Origin of the sequence: Pseudomonas sp. Eqa60 (assembly GCF_018326405.1) — a bacterium.
GTDB lineage: Bacteria > Pseudomonadota > Gammaproteobacteria > Pseudomonadales > Pseudomonadaceae > Aquipseudomonas > Aquipseudomonas protegens.
In genome coordinates this window covers 1,760,613-1,778,906 of record NZ_AP024342.1, presented here as the reverse complement: position 1 = coordinate 1,778,906, position 18,294 = coordinate 1,760,613, and the positions used below count along the sequence as shown (strand labels likewise).

The window sequence follows — 18,294 nt, the reverse complement described above, 5'->3', positions numbered from 1 at the left end:
AGAGGCCGGTGGTTGAAGATTTACAGGGCCCGTACCTGGCCGATGGCCAAGGGCTGGACGCTTGCACCGATGGTGTTTTCCAGGGGCGCGCCGAAGGCTTCGAGGCTGATCTGGAAGCGGTCGCCGGGGCGCGTGCGTACACCGTCGGCAAAGGACAGGGTGGCGGTGCCGAAGTAGTGCACATGGACGTCGCCGGGACGCAGGAACTGCGCGTACTTGAAGTGGTGGTATTCGAGGTTGGCCAGGCTATGGCACATGTTGTCCTCACCGCTGAGAAACTCCCTTTCCCAGAGCACTTCAGCGTTGCGGATAATGCGGCTGCGGCCCACCAGGTGCCGGGGCAGTTCGCCGACCCGCAATTCCGGGCCGTAGGCGCAGTAGCGCAGCTTCGAGTGGGCCAGGTACAGGTAGTTGCGCCGCTCCATCACATGGTCGGAGAACTCGTTGCCCAGGGCATAACCGACGCGGTACGGCAGTCCATCATCACCGATCACATAAAGGCCGGTGAGCTCCGGTTCCTCACCCCCATCCTCGGCAAACGGCGGCAGCGGAAAATCGCCGCCGGGACGCACGACAATGCTGCCGTCGCCCTTGTAGAACCACTCCGGCTGGGCCCCCACTTGTCCGGCCTCGGGCTTGCCGCCTTCCAGGCCCCATTTGAAGATGCGCATGGTGTCGGTCATGCCCGCTTCGACCTCGCCGTCATGCTGGTGCATCTTGTCCCGGGCCGAGGCGCTGCCCAGGTGGGTCAGGCCGGTGCCGCTGATCAGGCAATGGGCCGGGTCCTCATGGTCCAGGGGCGGCAGCACCCGGCCCTGCTGCAACAGCTGTGCATAGTCCGGTCCCGGATCATTGCCGCGCAGCTGCGCTTCCTGCTGCAGGCTGCGCTGGTTGCGGATCGCCGCCAGGGCCAGTTCACGGGTGCTGGAGGTGTTGCGCAATACTCGCACTTGCTGCTCTTCGATCACTCCGACCTGACGCTGGCCGGTGCTGCTGGCAAATTGAATCAAGCGCATGTTCGCTCTCCCATAGGTGTGTACGGCGCCGCCCGCAAGCGGCGCCCGCGGCTTATTCGATGATGTTGAATTCGCTCAGGTAGTCTTCGGAGATTTCCAGGCCCAGGCCCGGCTTGTGGTCATCGAGCTGGATGTAGCCCTTGACTGGCTGCGGCTCGCCCTTGAACACGTAGTAGAAGAGTTCGTTGCCGACCTCGACGTCGAACACCGGGAAGAACTCGGCCATCGGCGAAGCCGTGGTGGACAGGGTCAAGTGGTAGTTGTGCATCTGCCCGGCATGGGGAATCACAGGCACCGACCAGGCTTCGGCCATGGCGTTGATCTTGCGCGCGGCGGTGATGCCGCCGACGCGGTTGGTGTCGTACTGGATCACGTCGACGGCGCGGCGTTCCAGCAAGTCCTTGAAGCCATAGGAGGTGAACTCGTGCTCACCGCCGGAGATCGGCATGATGCCCATCTTCTTCAGTTCGACGTAGCCTTCGAGGTCGTCGGCGATCACCGGCTCCTCCAACCAGCGCGGCTCGAACTCCGCCAGCTTGGGCAACATGCGCCGGGCGTATTCCAGGGTCCAGCCCATATAGCACTCGAGCATGATGTCCACATCCGGGCCGGCCAGTTCGCGCAGAGCGCGTACCTGCTCGATGTTGCGGCGCATGCCGGCCGGGCCGTCCTTGGGACCGTAGCCGAAGCGCATCTTCAGCGCAGTGAAACCCTGGTTGAGGTAGCCCTGGGCCTCTTCGAGGAACAGGTCGAGATTGTCATTGGCGTAGAGCTTGGAGGCGTAGGTCCAGATCTTGTCCTTGGTGCGCCCGCCGAGGAGCTTGAACACCGGCTTGTTCACCGCTTTGCCCATGATGTCCCAGAGGGCGATGTCGATCGCCGAGATGGCCGCCATGCCGATGCCCTTGCGCCCCCACGCGTGACTCTGACGGTACATTTTCTGCCAGATGTATTCGTTGTCGAAAGGGTCCTCACCGATGGCGATCGGAGCCAGATAGGTGTCGATGATTTCCTTGGCCACCCGCGGCGCCAGGGCGCAATTGCCGATACCCACCAGGCCGTTGTCGGTTTCCACTTCCACCACCAGCCAGCCGTGGAAACGGAACGAGCCCATGGCATCGCCACGCTCGAAGAGGATGTCCGTGGCATTGGTGCAGAAGTGCGCCTGAGGTGGCACGACTTTGCCTTTCCATTCGAATACACGGGTACGGATCGCGGTGATTTTCATCAGGGGGTTTCCTTGCAAGGCGTGGGTAGTGATCAGCCGACCTGGGACGGTGTGAGCTGTTTGGGAGCTGTCGGGGTGTACCGAGTATTCAGGCGTGACAGCAGGATGGCGCCGAGGATGCCTACCAGGGCCAGGGCGAACATCCCCGCACGTGGATCGGCAAACTGGGTTTCCATCAGGGTCTTGAGGTTCGGCGCGACAAAGCCGCCGAGGTTGCCGATGGAGTTGATCAGGGCGATGCCGCCGGCCGCCGCGGCACCGCTGAGGTAGCCGGTGGGGATGGTCCAGAACAGCGGCTGCACGGCGACGAAGCCGGCGGCGGCGAAACAGAAGGCCAGGACCACCGGGACCATGCTGCTACCCAGTGCGGAAGCAGCGATGCCCAGGGCGGCCATGGTCAGCATCACCACCGCCAGGCGCTGATGCTGACCACTGCGGTCGGCATAGCGGGTCACCAGGCGGGTCACCAGCAGGGCACAGATCCACGGAATCGCGGTGATCAGCCCGACGCTGAGGCCCACGTGGCCGTCCAGCAGCCCGGCGATGCGTGTCGGCAGGTAGAACACCACGCCGTAGACGCTCATCTGGATGGTGAAGTAGGCCAGGCAGAATTGCAGGACCCGGGGATTGCGCAGGGCACTGAGGAAGCCGTGGGGGCTGCTGTCCTTTTTCCTTGCGTCCTCTGCGGCCAGGGCGTCATGCAGCGCCTGCTTCTGCTCGACGCTCAACCAGCGCGCATCGCCGGGACGATCCACCAGGTAGAAGTAGGCGGCGATGCCGACCACCGACGCCATCAGGCCCTCGACCACGAACAGCCATTGCCAGTTGGTCAGGCCGAACACCCCATGGAATTCCAGCAACCAGCCCGACAGCGGGCTGCCGAGGACCAGCGCCAGGGGTAGGCCGAAGTAGAACAGCCCCAGGGCCTGGCCCCGGCTCTGGGCCGGAAACCAGTAGGTGAGGTAGAGAATGATCCCCGGGAAGAAGCCGGCCTCGGCCACGCCCAGAAGAAAACGCAGCACATAAAACGTCTGGGCGTTGTGAGCGAACATCATCGCCGCCGACACCAGACCCCAGGTGACCATGATCCGGCACAACCAGACCCGCGCACCGAGGCGATGCAGCATGTAGTTGCTGGGCACTTCGAAGAAGGCGTAGCCAATGAAGAAAATGCTCGCGCCAAAAGCGAAGGCTGCATCGCCGAGGCCGGTGTCGGCTTGCAGCGCCGCCTTGGCGAAGCCGACGTTGGAACGGTCGATAAAGGCCAGGATGTACATCAGGATCAGGAAGGGCAGCAGACGCAGCCGGCTTTTGGAGATGGCGCTGGCGAGCGCCAGCGCAGAATCTGGACGGGTCATGTGGAGGTTCCTTGAGTGCCGGTCAGGCCTTGCGCAAGGGACAAGGCGGGCTTTTTGTAGTTGTTCGATCGCTGAGCGAGTGGCTGGCAGCCGCTCAATCGATGAGGCGACTTTAGCCAGCGCCGACAGCAGCGGCTAATCACTTATGGGCATCCAACGATAACCACAGGTGATCGCCGGAGGGCTTTTATTGCCTTTTAGGGTTATCGGAGATATCTCGTTCCTTTCGCGGGCAAGCCGACGCCTGCAGCCATGCCGGCCAAGGCGCTCTAGCAAACGGCGGATGCCAGAAAGCATTCCCATGCCAAGGCATGGGAATGCGGGCACCAGGAAATGCTCCGATCAGTGGCGGTGGGCGCCTATGCGGCAAGCGATCTCGAAGGCCTGGCGTCGCCCTGAACCTTGAGGAAGATGGTGTCGCCCGGGTAAGGCCCGTCGGTGGCGATGCCCAGAGCCTGGGCGGCCTTCACCGCCGGGCCGATGATCATCCTATGTACCTGGGCGCGCTTGGCGCGCTATTGGCTGACCCTGCTGCGCAGCACTCTGGTGGGCTGCTGGATGGGCATCACGCCCGCTGGCCCGACTGCGGCCTCGTTCATGAGCTACAGCCTGGCGCGGCCCTTTTCCAAGCACCGAGAGAACTTCGGCAAGGGCGAAATCGAAGGCGTGATCGCCCCGGAAACCGCCGACCAGACTGCCGGCACCAGCGCCCTGCTGCCGATGCTGACCCTGGGCATTCCCGGCTCTGCCACCGCTGCGGTAATGCCTGGCAGCCTGATGATCTGGGGGCTCATCGCCAGTATGTACCTGGGCAACGTGGTCAGCCTGATCGTGGTGCTGGTCACCGTGCCGCTGTTCGCCTCGATCCTGCGAATTCCGTTCTCGATCATTGCACCGATCATCATGGTCTGCGCCATGGGTGCCTACTCGGTGCACAACGCCTTCTTCGACGTGGTGCTGATGCTGTTCTGGCCGCTGCTGTCTGCCGCCCTGCAGCGGCTGCTTCAGCGCCGTGCAGAAAGCTGAACGAACATCCCCCGGCCCAATGAGCCCCTACCCTTGACGTAGCCCCTGGCAAGGCCTGGCATTTATTGTCAGGCTTGCCGCTGCCTTTTACTGCGAGCCCGGCCCATGACCAAGATTCCTGATGCCAATGTGATCCACAGCCGCCTGCGCCTGCGACAACTGCGGCTGATGCTGGCCTTGCAGGAGTTCGGCTCGCTACGCCGCGCAGCGGACAACATTGGCATGACCCAACCAGCAGCCACCAAGATGCTCCACGAAGCGGAGGACCTGCTGGGTGTGGAGCTGTTCGAACGCCTGCCTCGGGGCATGCGTCCCACGCCCTTCGGCGAGACAGTGATCTACTACGCACAGATGGTCTTCGCCGAGCTCAGCGGCATGCGTGAGGAACTGGTGGCACTGGAATCCGGCAACCTCGGGCGGGTCGCCGTCGGAGCCATTCCGGCCCTGGCCTCGGGACTGCTGACGCGGACCATCGCCACTCTCAAGCAAAGCCATCCACGGTTGTCCATGAGCATCCAGGTCGACACCAGCGACGTGCTGGTACAGGCCTTGCTCCAGGATCAACTGGACATCGTCCTGGGCAGGATTCCCGGCGGCGCACGGGCCGAGGAACTGCTCTTCGACAGCCTGGGTGAAGAGGCCCTGTGCGTGATCGCCGGGGTGCAGAATCCACTGGCGCAAGCCACGCACCTGAGCTGGGCACAATTGCAGAACGAGACCTGGGTCTTGCAACAGCATCCCAGCCCCATGCGCTCGATCATCAACCAGGTGTTTCACAACGCCCGGGTCGATATCCCCAGCAGCATCGTCGAGACCACCTCGATCATGACCTTGCTGTCTCTGGTGCAGCAGACCGACATGATTGGTGTTACACCGGTTTCGGTAGTCGAAGACTATCCCGGGCGTCACCTGTTGGCGGTGCTGCCGATCCAGTTCGAGGCGCGCTTGCCGCCCTTCGGGTTGATCACCCGGCGGCACCGCATCCAGTCATCGGCGATGCAGGCCTTCATGAACTCGGTTCGCAAGGAACACGGGCTGAGCCGAGACTGAATCCCGCCAAGGGGCTCAGGGAACGTTCAGGGTGATCAGGTAGGCGCCCGAGGTCACGGCCTTGCCTGCCTGGTCGATAACGGCATAGTGCTGGTCGTAATAGCGCCCCTCGCGCCCGCTGTCGGCCAGGAGCTTGACCTTGACTACGGAGTTTCCCGGGCCGCTGGCGCTGGCCAGCGGGCCGACCCGCCGAACGTCAATGGATCCCCCGCGCGAGCCCTGAGGGCACTGACGCAAGTTCAGCCCATCGCTGGCAGCATTGGAGGTGCAGTTGGACTCTACGATCTTGCCGTAAAAACGGATGATGCCTTGCCCTGAGGGAGTGGCGGCAAGGCAACTGCCCGATAGCCCAAGGAACAGACTCAAAGCAGTGGAAGCAAGCGCTACGTTCATCCTGACTCTCCTTGTGTGTAAGGACTGTATCGTCAGTCTAGGTACGGGCTTTAGCTTTTGAGAAAAGTCTGATGGACTGTTTGGAAGCATTAGAAAAGAAGTCCAATCAACTGGTTATCAAAATCACCTGCAAGCGTTGCTCAGGCGACTCTTCGAGCTGCCTCACGCGGCGCTGAAGCCCTGTCCCAATGCAGTTGGCGAGTACCTTTTCGACCATGATGCCATATGGCCACCATTCGACATAAAAGTCGACCCTTCATGCCATAAATAGGGAAAACAACCGACCGGGCATTGCACCCGGCCGGTGTCGTCAGCGACGGCGCGCAGAGCTCACGCCGCCCAGGGCGGTCAAGGCTGCTTGCGGAACACGAACACCAGCCCGACGATGATCAGGCCCATGCCCAACAGGCTCAGCAGCCCCAGGCGATTGCCGAAGAACAGGTAGTCCATCAGCGCGGTCACCGCAGGCACCAGGTAGAACAGGCTGGTGACATTCACCAGGTTGCCCTGGGCAATCAGCCGATACAGCAACAGTGTGGCCAGCACCGACACCACCAGCCCCATCCACAGCAGTGGAATCACGAAACCTGCACTGTGCTCGAAGTGAAACGGCTGGAACGGCACGAACAGCGCGCACAGCAGCAGCCCTGCCAGGTACTGCACCGGCAGCGTGCCCAGGGGATTGTCGGTGATGCGTTTCTGCATGATCGAACCGGCGGTCATGCTGACCAGGGCCAGCAGCCCGCACAGCATGCCGGTGATGGACATCCCCGCCAGGCCGATGCTCTGGTAGACCACCATCACCAGCCCGGCCAGCCCCAGGCTCAGGCCAAACAGCCGGCTCCAGGAGCGCTGGCGCTCCATCAGCACCACCGTGAGGATCGGCTGCACCCCCATGATGGTGGCCATGACCCCGGGGGTCACCTTCAGGTCCAGGGCCAGGATGTAGAAGATCTGGTAGGCCCCCAGCAGCACCAGGCCGGTGGCCACGGCAAAGCCCATGGCCCGGCGCCCCCGGGGCAACCTGAGCTTGAGCAGGGGCGCCAGCAGCATCAGACCGATCAGGGCAATGACGAAGCGCAGCAGCAGGAAGGCAAAGGGTGAAGCGTGGGCCAGGCCCCATTTGGAGAAGATGGCGCCACTGCTCCAGAGCAGGACGAACAGGCTCGTGGAAGCGGCCGCGAGCGCGGACTTTTTTGAAATGAGCAACATGAAAACCACCTGTAATCAGGCAAGAAGCCAATTCAGCCGAGGCTGAAGTTCAGTAGTGTTTTTTCAGGCGGGCGCAGGGAACAGCAGCGGTTGCTGATCAGCCCGAGAAGCCAACGCCCGGCGGTGATACGACTGCGTACACCGGCGTGCTACTGACAGGTGGGGGTACTGACCGATCTGCACAGGCTGCTGATTCCCGCACGGCACGACGCCAGCGTTGACCGCTGAAACCACTACCGCGTTGAGGAGGGAAAAGGCCATGTACTGATGGTTCTCGAGAGAGGAAAAACCTGAGCCGCTGTGGACTCATCGGACGCCGAATATAACCAGCGCCCGATATTCATTGCAAGATTTATCCGAACAGCCACTTCCACAGGACTACCAGCACCACCACGGCCAGCACCGGGCGCAGGATGCGGTACAGCTGGGGATGGCGGCGCTTCCACTGCTTGACCACGCCACTGAAGCTGTCGCTGAAGCGCTTGCTCCAGGCGTAGGCCTGGTTGATCCCGCCGACACGCTCGTCATCCAGGTTCTGCGGCGCGGTGGCGCGGCCCAGTTGGGCGCTGACCCAACGGTTGATGCGGGTCATCAGGCGGCTGCTCAGCGGACGCTCGATGTCGCAGAACAGGATCACCCGGGTGATCTCGGTTTCGTTCTTCACCCAATGCACGTAGGTCTCGTCGAACATCACGTCTTCACCGTCGCGCCAGGCGTACTCCTGGCCATCGACGAAGATCCGGCAGGCGTCGGAGTTGGGGGTCGACAGGCCCAGGTGATAACGCAGGGAACCGGCGAAGGGATCGCGGTGCGGGTTGAGGTGGCTGCCGCCGGGCAACAGCGCGAACATCGCGCCCTTGACGTTGGGAATCGCGCTCACCAGCTCGACGGTCTTCGGGCACAGGGCCTCGGCCGAGGGCAGCGGCTTGTCGTACCACTTGAGGTAGAAGCGCTTCCAGCCCTTCTTGAAGAAGGAACCGAAACCGGCATCGTTGTTCTTCTCGGCGGCGCGGATGTAACCCTCGTCGAACAGGTGCATGGCCTCTTCGCGGATCACTTCCCAGTTGTCCCGCAGGATGTCCAGCTCGGGAAACTTGCTGCGGTCCAGGTACGGCTTGGAAGGCACCCCGGAGAACAGGTACATCAGGGCGTTATAGGGGGCGAACAGCGCCGAATGGTTGACGAACTGGCGCAGTACCGGCAGACGCGCCTTGCCGCGCAGGTGCACGTAGAGAATGCTGCCGACGAACAGCGACAACACCGCGACCTTGGCGGTAAAGGAAAAGCTCATGCAACGACTCCTTGGAAATAGGCACCTGTAGGGGGAGCGTTCACCCGACCTGGCAGCCGGCAATGATAAACACTCCTGGGCCCTGGAAAAACCCGCACAACCCAACATTCAGCGTTAACGGTTATGCAACAAAGGCGTTAAGTAGCATAAGCAGCCAGGCCCTGGCCTGATATGGGTCAGCATTCGCCGGCAAGCCGGCTCATGCGGGCGAATGCCTGATCCGTGCTTACTGCTGGTTTTCCTGCTCGGTGAACAGGTCGCTGAAGAGCATGCTCGACAGGTAGCGCTCACCGGAGTCCGGCAGGATCACCACGATGGTCTTGCCCTGCATTTCCGGGGTTTCCGCCAGGCGTACCGCCACCGCCATCGCCGCGCCGCAGGAGATGCCGCAGAGGATGCCCTCTTCCTGCATCAGCCGCAGGGCCATGGCCTTGGACTCTTCATCGGTCACCAGCTCCACCCGGTCGACCATCGCCAGGTCCAGGTTCCTGGGCACGAAACCGGCACCGATGCCCTGGATCTTGTGGGGGCTGGGCTTGATCTCTTCACCGGCGAGTTTCTGGGTGATCACCGGAGAAGTCGCCGGCTCCACCGCCACCGAGAGAATCGGCTTGCCCTGGGTCTTCTTGATGTAGCGCGACACACCGCTGATGGTGCCCCCTGTGCCAACCCCGGCCACCAGCACGTCCACCGCGCCGTCGGTATCGTTCCAGATTTCCGGACCGGTGGTCTTTTCGTGGATCGCCGGGTTGGCCGGGTTATCGAACTGCTGCGGCATGAAGTACCTGGCCGGGTCGCTGGCAACGATTTCCGCCGCCTTTTCGATCGCCCCCTTCATGCCCTTGGCCGGCTCGGTGAGCACCAGCTCGGCGCCCAGGGCCTTGAGCACCTTGCGCCGCTCGATGCTCATCGACGCCGGCATGGTCAGCATCAGCTTGTAGCCACGGGCGGCGGCGACGAAGGCCAGGCCGATCCCGGTGTTGCCCGACGTGGGCTCGACGATGGTCATGCCCGGCTTGAGCTTGCCGCTGCTTTCGGCGTCCCAGATCATGTTCGCGCCGATCCGGCACTTCACCGAATAGCCCGGGTTGCGCCCTTCGATCTTGGCCAGGATGGTCACCCCGCGCGGGGCGATGCGGTTGATCTGCACCAAGGGCGTATTGCCGATGGAATGGGCGTTATCAGCAAAAATTCGGCTCATGGCTGGGTCCTTATGCAGCAGTGAAGAAGTCCCCAAGGGTATGCCTGGCGCCCTTGAGCGTCCAGTCGCGCAACACCCGGGCCAGCCGGGTCGGTCGCGCCTATGCAAGAGACACATCAGCGACGCCGAGTTCATGGCCCGGCTCCTGCGTTCCCCGAACCTGCGCCCCAGGCCACCCCGGGAACATTGACTCGAACGTCTGCCAACGGACGCAGTCAATGCCTGTATACGGCTGGAGGCTGCTGATCATGAAAGCTCGTTACCGTTGGCCCCTGTGGGTCCTGGCAAGCCTGGTGGTGCTGCTGGTGGCCCTGCATATCGCCCTGCCCTACCTGGTGCGCGACTACTTGAACGACAAGCTGGCGGACATGGGCGACTACCGCGGACGCATCAGCGACATCGACCTGGCCCTGTGGCGCGGCGCCTACCGCATCAATGGCCTGGAGATCGTCAAGGTCAGCGGCAAGGTGCCGGTGCCCTTCGTCAAGGCGCCGCTTATCGACCTCTCGGTGAGCTGGCATTCGCTGTGGTACGACCACGCGGTAGTGGCCAAGGTGCAGTTCATCCAGCCGGAGCTGAACTTCGTCGACGGCGGGGCCGACAAGCAGGCATCGCAGACCGGTGAGGGCACCGACTGGCGAGCCCAACTGGGCAAGCTGCTGCCCATCACCCTCGACGAACTGCGGATCGATGACGGCAAGATCCACTTTCGCAACTTCAGCTCCAAGCCGCCGGTGAACATCGGCGCGACCCAGGTCAACGCCAGCTTCTACAACCTGACCAACGTGGTGGACATCCAGGGCAAGCGCGATGCGCGCTTCGACGGCAAGGCCCTGCTCCAGGGCCAGGCGCCCATGGAAAGCACCGCCACCTTCGACCCCTTGAGCAACTTCGAGAACTTCGAGTTCCGCCTGCGGGCCCGGGATATCGAGCTCAAGCGCTTCAACGACTTCGCCTCGGCCTACGGCAAGTTCGACTTCAATGCCGGGCACGGTGACGTGGTGATCGAAGCCCAGGCCGAGAAGGGCCAGTTGCACGGCTATATCAAGCCGCTGTTGCGGGACGTGGAAGTCTTCAACTGGCAGCAGGACGTGGAGAACCGCAACAAGAGCATTTTCCGCTCGGTGTGGGAGGCCCTGGTGGGCGCCGGGGAAACCCTCCTGAAGAACCAGCGCAAGAACCAGTTCGCCACCCGGGTCGAGCTCAGTGGCAGCGTGCACCAGCAAGATATCAGCGCGTTCCAGGCGTTTTTGCAGATATTGCGCAACGGTTTCATCCAGGCCTTCAATGCCCGCTACGAGCAGCCCAAGCCGTCGCCTGACTGAGTCACCCCGTGACGCTCCATTCAGAGACTGAATGGGGCGTCCACGTTCACAGTCGACCGGGCAGCGCGTTATAGTCGCGCCATCACTCCCCATTCAATCGACCTGCCCTGGGCAGCTCGCCGTCACCGTTCGAGGAATTGCAGATGAAGTTCGAAGGCACCAGCGCATATGTCGCCACCGATGACCTGAAGCTGGCAGTCAATGCCGCCATCACCCTGGAGCGTCCGCTGCTGGTCAAGGGCGAACCCGGCACCGGCAAGACCATGCTTGCCGAGCAACTGGCCGAATCCTTCGGCGCCAAGCTGATCACCTGGCACATCAAGTCCACCACCAAGGCCCACCAGGGCCTGTACGAGTACGACGCGGTCAGCCGCCTGCGCGATTCGCAACTGGGCGTGGACAAGGTGCACGACATTCGCAACTACCTGAAGAAGGGCAAGCTGTGGGAGGCCTTCGAATCCGAGGAGCGGGTGATCCTGCTGATCGACGAGATCGACAAGGCCGACATCGAGTTCCCCAACGACCTGCTGCAGGAACTCGACAAGATGGAGTTCTACGTCTACGAGATCGACGAGACCATCAAGGCCAAGCAGCGGCCGATCATCATCATTACCTCCAACAACGAGAAAGAGCTGCCGGACGCCTTCCTGCGTCGCTGCTTCTTCCACTACATCGCCTTCCCCGACCGCACCACCCTGCAGAAGATCGTCGATGTGCACTACCCGGACATCAAGAAGGACCTGGTCAGCGAAGCCCTGGACGTGTTCTTCGATGTGCGCAAAGTGCCGGGCCTGAAGAAGAAGCCCTCGACCTCGGAACTGGTGGACTGGCTCAAGCTGCTGATGGCCGACAACATCGGCGAAGCGGTGCTGCGCGAGCGCGATCCGACCAAGGCCATCCCGCCCCTGGCCGGCGCCCTGGTGAAGAACGAGCAGGATGTGCAATTGCTCGAACGCCTGGCGTTCATGAGCCGTCGCGGTAGTCGTTAAGAGGCTGATGCCATGCTGCTCAACCTGTTCAATGAAATGCGCGCGGCCAAGGTGCCGGTGTCGGTGCGCGAGCTGCTGGACCTGATCAACGCGCTCAAGCAGCGCGTGACCTTCGCCGACATGGACGAGTTCTACTACCTCGCCCGGGCGATCCTGGTGAAGGACGAACGGCATTTCGACAAGTTCGACCGGGCCTTCGGCGCCTACTTCAACGGCCTGGAAAAACTCGACGACCACCTGCAGGCGCTGATCCCCGAGGATTGGCTGCGCAAGGAGTTCGAGCGCTCGCTGACGGATGAAGAGCGGGCGCAGATCCAGTCCCTGGGCGGCCTGGACAAGCTCATCGAAGAGTTCAAGAAACGCCTGGAAGAACAGAAGGAACGCCATGCCGGCGGCAACAAGTGGATCGGCACCGGCGGCACCAGCCCGTTCGGCTCCGGTGGCTTCAACCCGGAAGGCATCCGCGTCGGCGATGCCGGCAAGCGCCAGGGCAAGGCGGTGAAAGTCTGGGACCAGCGCGAGTACAAGAACCTCGACGACTCGGTGGAACTGGGCACCCGCAACATCAAGGTGGCCCTGCGCCGGCTGCGCAAGTTCGCGCGCCAGGGTGCGGCGGAGGAGCTGGACATCGACGGCACCATCGACCACACCGCCCGGGATGCCGGGCTGCTGAACATCCAGATGCGCCCGGAACGGCGCAACAGCATCAAGTTGCTGTTGCTGTTCGACATCGGCGGTTCCATGGATGCCCACGTGAAGATCTGCGAGGAACTGTTCTCGGCCTGCAAGACCGAGTTCAAGCACCTGGAGTACTACTACTTCCACAACTTCATCTATGAGTCGGTGTGGAAGAACAACATGCGCCGCGGCTCCGAGCGCACCTCGACCCAGGACCTGCTGCACAAGTACGGCGCCGACTACAAAGTGATCTTCGTCGGCGATGCCGCCATGGCGCCCTATGAAATCACCCAGGCCGGCGGCAGCGTGGAGCACTGGAACGAAGAAGCCGGCTACGTGTGGATGCAGCGCTTCATGGAGAAGTACAAGAAGCTCATCTGGATCAACCCCTATCCCAAGGACACCTGGGGCTACACCGCTTCGACCAATATCGTTCGCGAGTTGATCGAAGACCAGATGTACCCCCTGACCCTGCGTGGCCTGGAAGAAGGCATGCGCTTCCTGTCCAAATAAACCCGTTCGCCAGCAAGCCGGCTCCTACAGGGCGATGTAGGAGCCGGCTTGCCGGCGAAGCTTTCAGCCCCTCACCCGAACCGGCGCAGGAACGCCACCTGCTGCCGATGCGCCGTCTCCTGTACCACCGGCGCCAGGCGCACTTCGCTGCCCGGCAGGCACTGCGCCAACCGCGCCAGTGATAGCGGCGTCAACGCTCCCAATCGCGGATAGCCGCCAATGGTCTGCCGGTCATTGAGCAGGATGATCGGCTGGCCGTCCGGCGGCACCTGGATCGCCCCCAGGGGAATGCCCTCGGAAATCATCGGCCGGCCCTGGTACTGCAAGACCGGCCCGAGCAAGCGCGCGCCCATGCGGTCGGCCCGGCTGTCCAGGCTCCAACTGCTATTGAAGGCATCGAACAGGCTCAAACCGCTGAACTGGCCGATTTGCGCCCCCAGGATCACCTCCAGCGGTGCAGCGGATTGCCAATCCGGCAGTTGCTCCGCCGACAGGCTCTTGAGCGCACCGCCAGCTCCCGAATAACTCAACACCCCACCCTCGCTCAGGGCGCGGCCATAACCATCGGGGCCACCCAGGGCTTCACGCAACACACTGGCGCAACTGCCCAACACCTTGGGCGCGTCGAAACCGCCAGGGGCGGCCAGATAGGCCCGGGCCCCAGAAAATGGCTGGGTGAATTGCAGCCGCTGGCCCTTTTGCAGGATGAAACTGCGCCCCGGGGTCAAAGGCCGCTCATCCACATAGGCCCCAAGATCAGCCCCGGCCAAAGCCAGCAGGCAATAGTCCTCGGCCTGCAGGGTGAAACCGCCCAGGGTGATTTCCACCACCGGCGCATCCAGGGCATTGCCCAGCAGCCAGTTGGCCCAGGACATCGACACCCAGTCCAGCGCCCCGCCCTGGGTCACGCCCAGGTGGCGCACGCCAAAGCGCCCGGCATCCTGCAGCAGGCACAGCGGGGTGCTGGCCTCGATCGTCAGTCGGCTCATGCAGGCACCTCCAGTGGCGTGTCATCGCCCCCCAGGCGCAGGAACTCGGCCCGCTCCACTGGGGCAAAGCGCACCCGGTCCCCCGGTTGCATCAGGCTGTAGCCGTCGCGCTCGCGGTCGAACAACCGGCTCGGGGTGCGGCCGATCAGGTTCCAGCCCCCGGGTGATACCACCGGGTAAGCCGCGGTCTGCCGTTCGGCGATCCCCACACTGCCCGCCGCCACCCGCTTGCGCGGGGTGTTCAGCCGCGGCGCCGCGAGTGCCTCCTCCACCAGCCCCATGAAGGCAAACCCGGGAGCGAAGCCCAGGGCAAACACTTGATATTCACGCTGGCTGTGACGCTCGATCACCTCGGCCACCGACAGCCCGCTGCGCCGGGACAACAGCACCAGTTCCGGCCCGACACTGAGGTCGTACCACACCGGCAGCACGTGCTCGCGCCCGGCCTGGGTGGTGCCGGGCGTCAGGTCGGTCAAGGCGACCTCGATCCGCTGCCGGGCCTCGGACGGGCTCAGGGCCAGCAAATCGTAATGCACCATCAGCGTGGTATAGGACGGCACCAGATCGACCAGAGACTCGCCGAAGGCCCGCCGCAGCCCTTCGGCGGCGGCCAGCATCCAGGGCATGTTGTCCTCGGCGATCACCTCGAACAGCCGCACCATCAGGCAGTCGATGGCAACTACTTCAACCTGTGGCTTCATAGGCCGGACTGCTGGTTCAGGGCCTCGCGAATGCGCTGCACCGCCGCCACCGAACTGGCGTTGTCGCCATGCACGCACAGTGTGTTGGCGTGCAGCAGCAAGGCGCTGCCGTCGCTGGCGGCCAGGGGCTCGCCGCGGGCGATGGTCAGGGCCTGCTGGAGGATGGTTTGCGCGTCATGGTGCACCGCCCCCGGCAACTGCCGCGACACCAGATGCCCGGCGTTGTCGTAGGCGCGATCGGCAAAGGCTTCGAACCACAGGGTCACGCCGTACTCATCGCCCAGGGCCTGGGCCGCGCTGTTGTCGCGGGTGGCCATGAGCATCAGCGGCAGTTGCGGGTCGTAGGCTGCCACGGCCTGGATCACCGCCCGCAGTTGCGCAGGCTTGGCCATCATGTCGTTGTACATCGCGCCATGGGGTTTGACGTACTCGACCCGGCCGCCCTGGGCTCGGCAGATGCCGTCCAGCGCACCGATCTGATAGTGCAGCAGGTCCTGGATTTCCTCGGGCGAGTAGCTCATGGAGCGGCGGCCAAAGCCGGCCAGGTCCTGGTACGCCGGATGGGCACCGATGCGCACGCCATTGGCCAGGGCCAGGGCCACGGTCTTGCGCATGATGCCCGGGTCACCGGCGTGGAAACCGCAGGCGATGTTGGCGCAGTCGATAAAGGGCATGACTTCGGCATCCAGGCCCAGGGTCCAGTTGCCAAAGCTTTCGCCGATGTCGCAATTCAATAACAGGCGGCTCATGGTCAGTGTTCCTGTGTTTTTTATAAGGGGTCAGCTGCGGGGCAGCGCTGGCAATGCCCGGCAGATTATCAGTTAGCGTGCCTCAAGTTCCTTGCCGCGGGTTTCCGGCAGGCTCAGCGCTGCCAGCACCACCACGCCGTAGGACACCGCGGCAAAGGTGCCGATGGCCGCGCCCAGCGGCACATGCTGGCTGAGCAGGCCGATCAGCAGGGGGAACAGCGCCGCCAGCGCCCGGCCGCTGTTGTAGCAGAAACCCTGGCCGGAACCGCGGATGCGGGTGGGGAACAGTTCGGTGAGGAACGCTCCCATGCCGCTGAAGATGCCCGAGGCGAAAAAGCCCAGGGGAAAGCCCAGCCAGAGCATCACCGCGTTGCTCACCGGCATTTGCGTATAGAGCAGGACGATGGTGAAAGAGCCGGCGGCGAACAGTACGAAGTTCTTCTTGCGCCCGAGAATATCGGTCAGGTAGGCGCTGATCACATAGCCCATGTAAGAGCCGAAGATCACCATGGCCAGGTAGCCGCCGGTGCTCAGCACGCTCAGGCCGCGCTCGGTCTTGAGGAAGGTCGGCAGCCAGAAAGTGATGGCGTAGTAGCCGCCCTGGGCCCCCGCCGCCAACAGCGATGCGCGCAGGGTGGTGCTGAGGATCCCCGGGGCGAAGATCTCGTAGAACCGGGCCGGGTTGCTGGGCTCTTCCCGGGCCCGGGTTTGGCGATAGACCTCAGGGTCCTTGACCAGGCGGCGGACGAAAATCACGAAGATCGCCGGCAGGATGCCCAGCAGGAACAGCCCGCGCCAGGCGTCTTCCGGCGGCAGCAGGGAGAACAGCAGCGCATATAGCAACGCCGTTATGCCCCAGCCCAGGGCCCAGCCGGACTGCACCATGCCCACCGCCTTGCCACGGTTCTTGGCACGGATCACCTCGCCGATCAGTACCGCCCCGGCGGTCCACTCGCCACCGAAGCCGAAGCCCATCAGGGTCCGGGCGATCAGCAACTGCTCGTAGTTCTGCGCCAGGCCACACAAAAAGGTAAAGAATGCGAACCACAGGACCGTGAGTTGCAACGTGCGCACCCGGCCAATGCGGTCGGAGAGGATCCCGGCGATCCAGCCCCCCAGGGCGGAGGCCAGCAAGGTACTGGTATGGATCAGCCCGGCTTCGGCGGAGGTGATGCCCCACAGTGCGATCAGGGTCGGGATCACGAAACTGAGCATCTGCGTGTCCATGCCATCCAGGCCATAACCGAGCTTGCAGCTCCAGAATGTCCGGCGCTCCTGCTGGTTGATGTCCCGGTACCAGTCAAACGGGCCGGCGCGGCGCGGGGCCTTGGCGGCCAGTGTTTCGGGCGCACTCATGGCGATCTCCAGGGTAATTTATTGGTGTTGTTCTGGGCCCCGACGACGCATATCGTGGGTTGGCGCATTCTTCGGCTCGAGCGCCAACTGCGTCCAACTAATAAAAACTGCCCTTATGCATAAGAAAAGTTGATCCCATGAACCTCAAGTTCCTCGAAACCTTCGTCTGGGTCGCGCGGCTGAAGAGCTTCAGCCACACCGCGGAAAAACTCTTTACCACCCAGGCGGCGATCTCCAGCCGCATCGCGGTGCTGGAGGGCGAACTGGGCGTGAAGCTGTTCCTGCGCGACTCCCGGGGCGTCAGCCTGACCCCGGAAGGCGTCAAGGTGCTGGAGCACGCCGAGCAGATGCTCGACACCCTGCAGGTGCTGAAACAGTCCATCCAAGCGCCGTCGAGCAAGGTCGGGCGGGTTCGCATCGGGGTCATGGATACGGTGATCCACACCTGGCTCAGCCCCCTGGTGGCAGAGATGATGGACCACTACCCGCAAGTGGAAATCGAGCTGGTGGCCGACACCTCACTGAACCTGTGCGACCAGCTGCAAAAAGGCTTTCTCGACCTGGTGCTGCAAACCGACCTGCTGCGCCAGGAAAGCATCCGCAGCCTGGAACTGGCCAGCTATCCCATGGGCTGGATCGCCGCCAGCAACTCGATCTACAACCGCGACTACGCCAACGTCGCCGAGCTGGCCCGGGAACGGATCGTCACCTACTCGAAGAACTCCCTGCCCCACCAGCAGGTGCTGAGCCTGATGCAGGCCAACGGCGTGCTGGCGCCGCGGCTCAACTGCGTCAACTCGGTGTCGGCCATCACCCGCCTGCTGCGGGACGGCTTCGGCATCGGCGCCCTGCCGCCGGTGCTGGTGCGCGAGGAACTGGCCCGGGGCGAACTGACCCTGCTGGCCATCGAACAGCGCCCGCCGAACCTGCAAGTGGTGGTGTCGTGGAGGGTGGGAGTGGAATTGGTGGAGGACATAGTCGAGCTGTGCCAGCGCGTGGTGCAGCGCTATGGGCAGAAGGTCGGCGCGGATTACCTGGTGCTCAGCGAACCCCAGTGAACATCACCATCGCCCCCCTCGTAGGAGCTGGCTTGCCAGCGACCCGCGCGCTGCGGTGTGTCAGGCACGCCGCTTTCGCCGGCAAGCCGGCTCCTACACAGAAAACAAAATCGATACGGCTCCCGTAGGAGCTGGCTTGCCAGCGAAGGCGATCTTCAGTC

General features: G+C 63.3%; 16 protein-coding genes and 2 pseudogenes. 6 read left to right on the top strand and 12 right to left on the bottom strand.

All coding sequences use genetic code 11. From position 1 onward, the window contains the following. Positions 1-20: 20 nt before the first annotated feature. The 4 genes and pseudogenes from araD1 to KI242_RS07990 form a co-directional block, all read right to left on the bottom strand. Positions 21-1,016 (bottom strand): AraD1 family protein, encoded by a 996-nt coding sequence (gene araD1 / locus KI242_RS08005; protein ID WP_212806043.1) that lies wholly within the window; start codon positions 1,014-1,016, stop codon positions 21-23. A 52-nt stretch (positions 1,017-1,068) separates the two neighbouring features. Next, on the bottom strand, positions 1,069-2,244 hold the full coding sequence (locus tag KI242_RS08000) for an L-rhamnonate dehydratase (RefSeq protein ID WP_019093325.1): 1,176 nt from the start codon (positions 2,242-2,244) through the stop codon (positions 1,069-1,071). Positions 2,245-2,276: 32 nt separating this feature from the next. Further along, complete coding sequence (locus KI242_RS07995; protein ID WP_015634564.1) at positions 2,277-3,602, bottom strand: MFS transporter; 1,326 nt, start codon at positions 3,600-3,602, stop codon at positions 2,277-2,279. 383 nt (positions 3,603-3,985) lie between these two features. Next, a pseudogene (locus KI242_RS07990) lies at positions 3,986-4,087 on the bottom strand (4-hydroxythreonine-4-phosphate dehydrogenase PdxA); the annotation flags it as partial. Between KI242_RS07990 and KI242_RS07985 the strand changes: the two are divergent. After that, positions 4,080-4,604, top strand: a pseudogene (locus KI242_RS07985) (tripartite tricarboxylate transporter permease); the annotation flags it as partial. The pseudogenes KI242_RS07990 and KI242_RS07985 sit on opposite strands and share 8 nt — an antisense overlap. Before the next feature lie 129 nt (positions 4,605-4,733). Beyond that, complete coding sequence (locus KI242_RS07980; protein ID WP_019093322.1) at positions 4,734-5,678, top strand: LysR family transcriptional regulator; 945 nt, start codon at positions 4,734-4,736, stop codon at positions 5,676-5,678. A gap of 15 nt (positions 5,679-5,693) precedes the next feature. Here the strand turns inward: KI242_RS07980 and KI242_RS07975 are convergent, their stop codons facing one another. From KI242_RS07975 to cysK, 4 genes are all read right to left on the bottom strand, one after another. Then, positions 5,694-6,071 (bottom strand): hypothetical protein, encoded by a 378-nt coding sequence (locus KI242_RS07975; RefSeq protein WP_015634561.1) that lies wholly within the window; start codon positions 6,069-6,071, stop codon positions 5,694-5,696. 348 nt (positions 6,072-6,419) lie between these two features. Then, on the bottom strand, positions 6,420-7,283 hold the full coding sequence (locus KI242_RS07970) for a DMT family transporter (protein ID WP_015634560.1): 864 nt from the start codon (positions 7,281-7,283) through the stop codon (positions 6,420-6,422). Positions 7,284-7,635: 352 nt separating this feature from the next. Beyond that, positions 7,636-8,574 carry an aspartyl/asparaginyl beta-hydroxylase domain-containing protein gene (locus tag KI242_RS07965; protein ID WP_053149623.1) on the bottom strand — a complete coding sequence of 313 codons (939 nt, stop codon included), beginning with the start codon at positions 8,572-8,574 and terminating at the stop codon, positions 7,636-7,638. Between the two features lie 226 nt (positions 8,575-8,800). Then, positions 8,801-9,775: a cysteine synthase A gene (cysK, locus tag KI242_RS07960; RefSeq protein WP_011059857.1), complete on the bottom strand. Its 975-nt coding sequence runs from the start codon at positions 9,773-9,775 to the stop codon at positions 8,801-8,803. 248 nt (positions 9,776-10,023) lie between these two features. Between cysK and KI242_RS07955 the strand changes: the two genes are divergently transcribed. The 3 genes from KI242_RS07955 to KI242_RS07945 all read left to right on the top strand — a co-directional run bounded on the left by KI242_RS07955 (position 10,024) and on the right by KI242_RS07945 (position 13,280). Continuing rightward, on the top strand, positions 10,024-11,100 hold the full coding sequence (locus KI242_RS07955; protein WP_212806042.1) for a DUF748 domain-containing protein: 1,077 nt from the start codon (positions 10,024-10,026) through the stop codon (positions 11,098-11,100). 143 nt (positions 11,101-11,243) lie between these two features. Continuing rightward, a complete protein-coding gene (locus KI242_RS07950) occupies positions 11,244-12,089 on the top strand; it encodes a MoxR family ATPase (RefSeq protein WP_011059855.1) in 846 nt (281 codons plus the stop codon). A gap of 12 nt (positions 12,090-12,101) precedes the next feature. Continuing rightward, positions 12,102-13,280: a VWA domain-containing protein gene (locus KI242_RS07945; protein ID WP_011059854.1), complete on the top strand. Its 1,179-nt coding sequence runs from the start codon at positions 12,102-12,104 to the stop codon at positions 13,278-13,280. A 71-nt stretch (positions 13,281-13,351) separates the two neighbouring features. Here the strand turns inward: KI242_RS07945 and KI242_RS07940 are convergent, their stop codons facing one another. From KI242_RS07940 to KI242_RS07925, 4 genes are all read right to left on the bottom strand, one after another. Continuing rightward, positions 13,352-14,269, bottom strand: coding sequence for a biotin-dependent carboxyltransferase family protein (locus KI242_RS07940; protein WP_212806041.1), 918 nt, complete (start codon positions 14,267-14,269; stop codon positions 13,352-13,354). After that, a complete protein-coding gene (gene pxpB, locus KI242_RS07935) occupies positions 14,266-14,970 on the bottom strand; it encodes a 5-oxoprolinase subunit PxpB (RefSeq protein ID WP_077933550.1) in 705 nt (234 codons plus the stop codon). Before pxpB ends, KI242_RS07940 begins: the two co-directional genes overlap by 4 nt. Then, positions 14,967-15,719: a 5-oxoprolinase subunit PxpA gene (locus tag KI242_RS07930; protein WP_015634555.1), complete on the bottom strand. Its 753-nt coding sequence runs from the start codon at positions 15,717-15,719 to the stop codon at positions 14,967-14,969. Before KI242_RS07930 ends, pxpB begins: the two co-directional genes overlap by 4 nt. Before the next feature lie 72 nt (positions 15,720-15,791). Next, positions 15,792-17,075: an MFS transporter gene (locus KI242_RS07925; protein WP_011059850.1), complete on the bottom strand. Its 1,284-nt coding sequence runs from the start codon at positions 17,073-17,075 to the stop codon at positions 15,792-15,794. Positions 17,076-17,212: 137 nt separating this feature from the next. On the opposite strand from KI242_RS07925, the gene KI242_RS07920 reads away from it, so the two are divergent. Further along, entirely contained in the window at positions 17,213-18,133 is a 921-nt protein-coding gene (locus tag KI242_RS07920; protein WP_011059849.1) for a LysR family transcriptional regulator, read from the top strand. Positions 18,134-18,294: the final 161 nt, after the last annotated feature.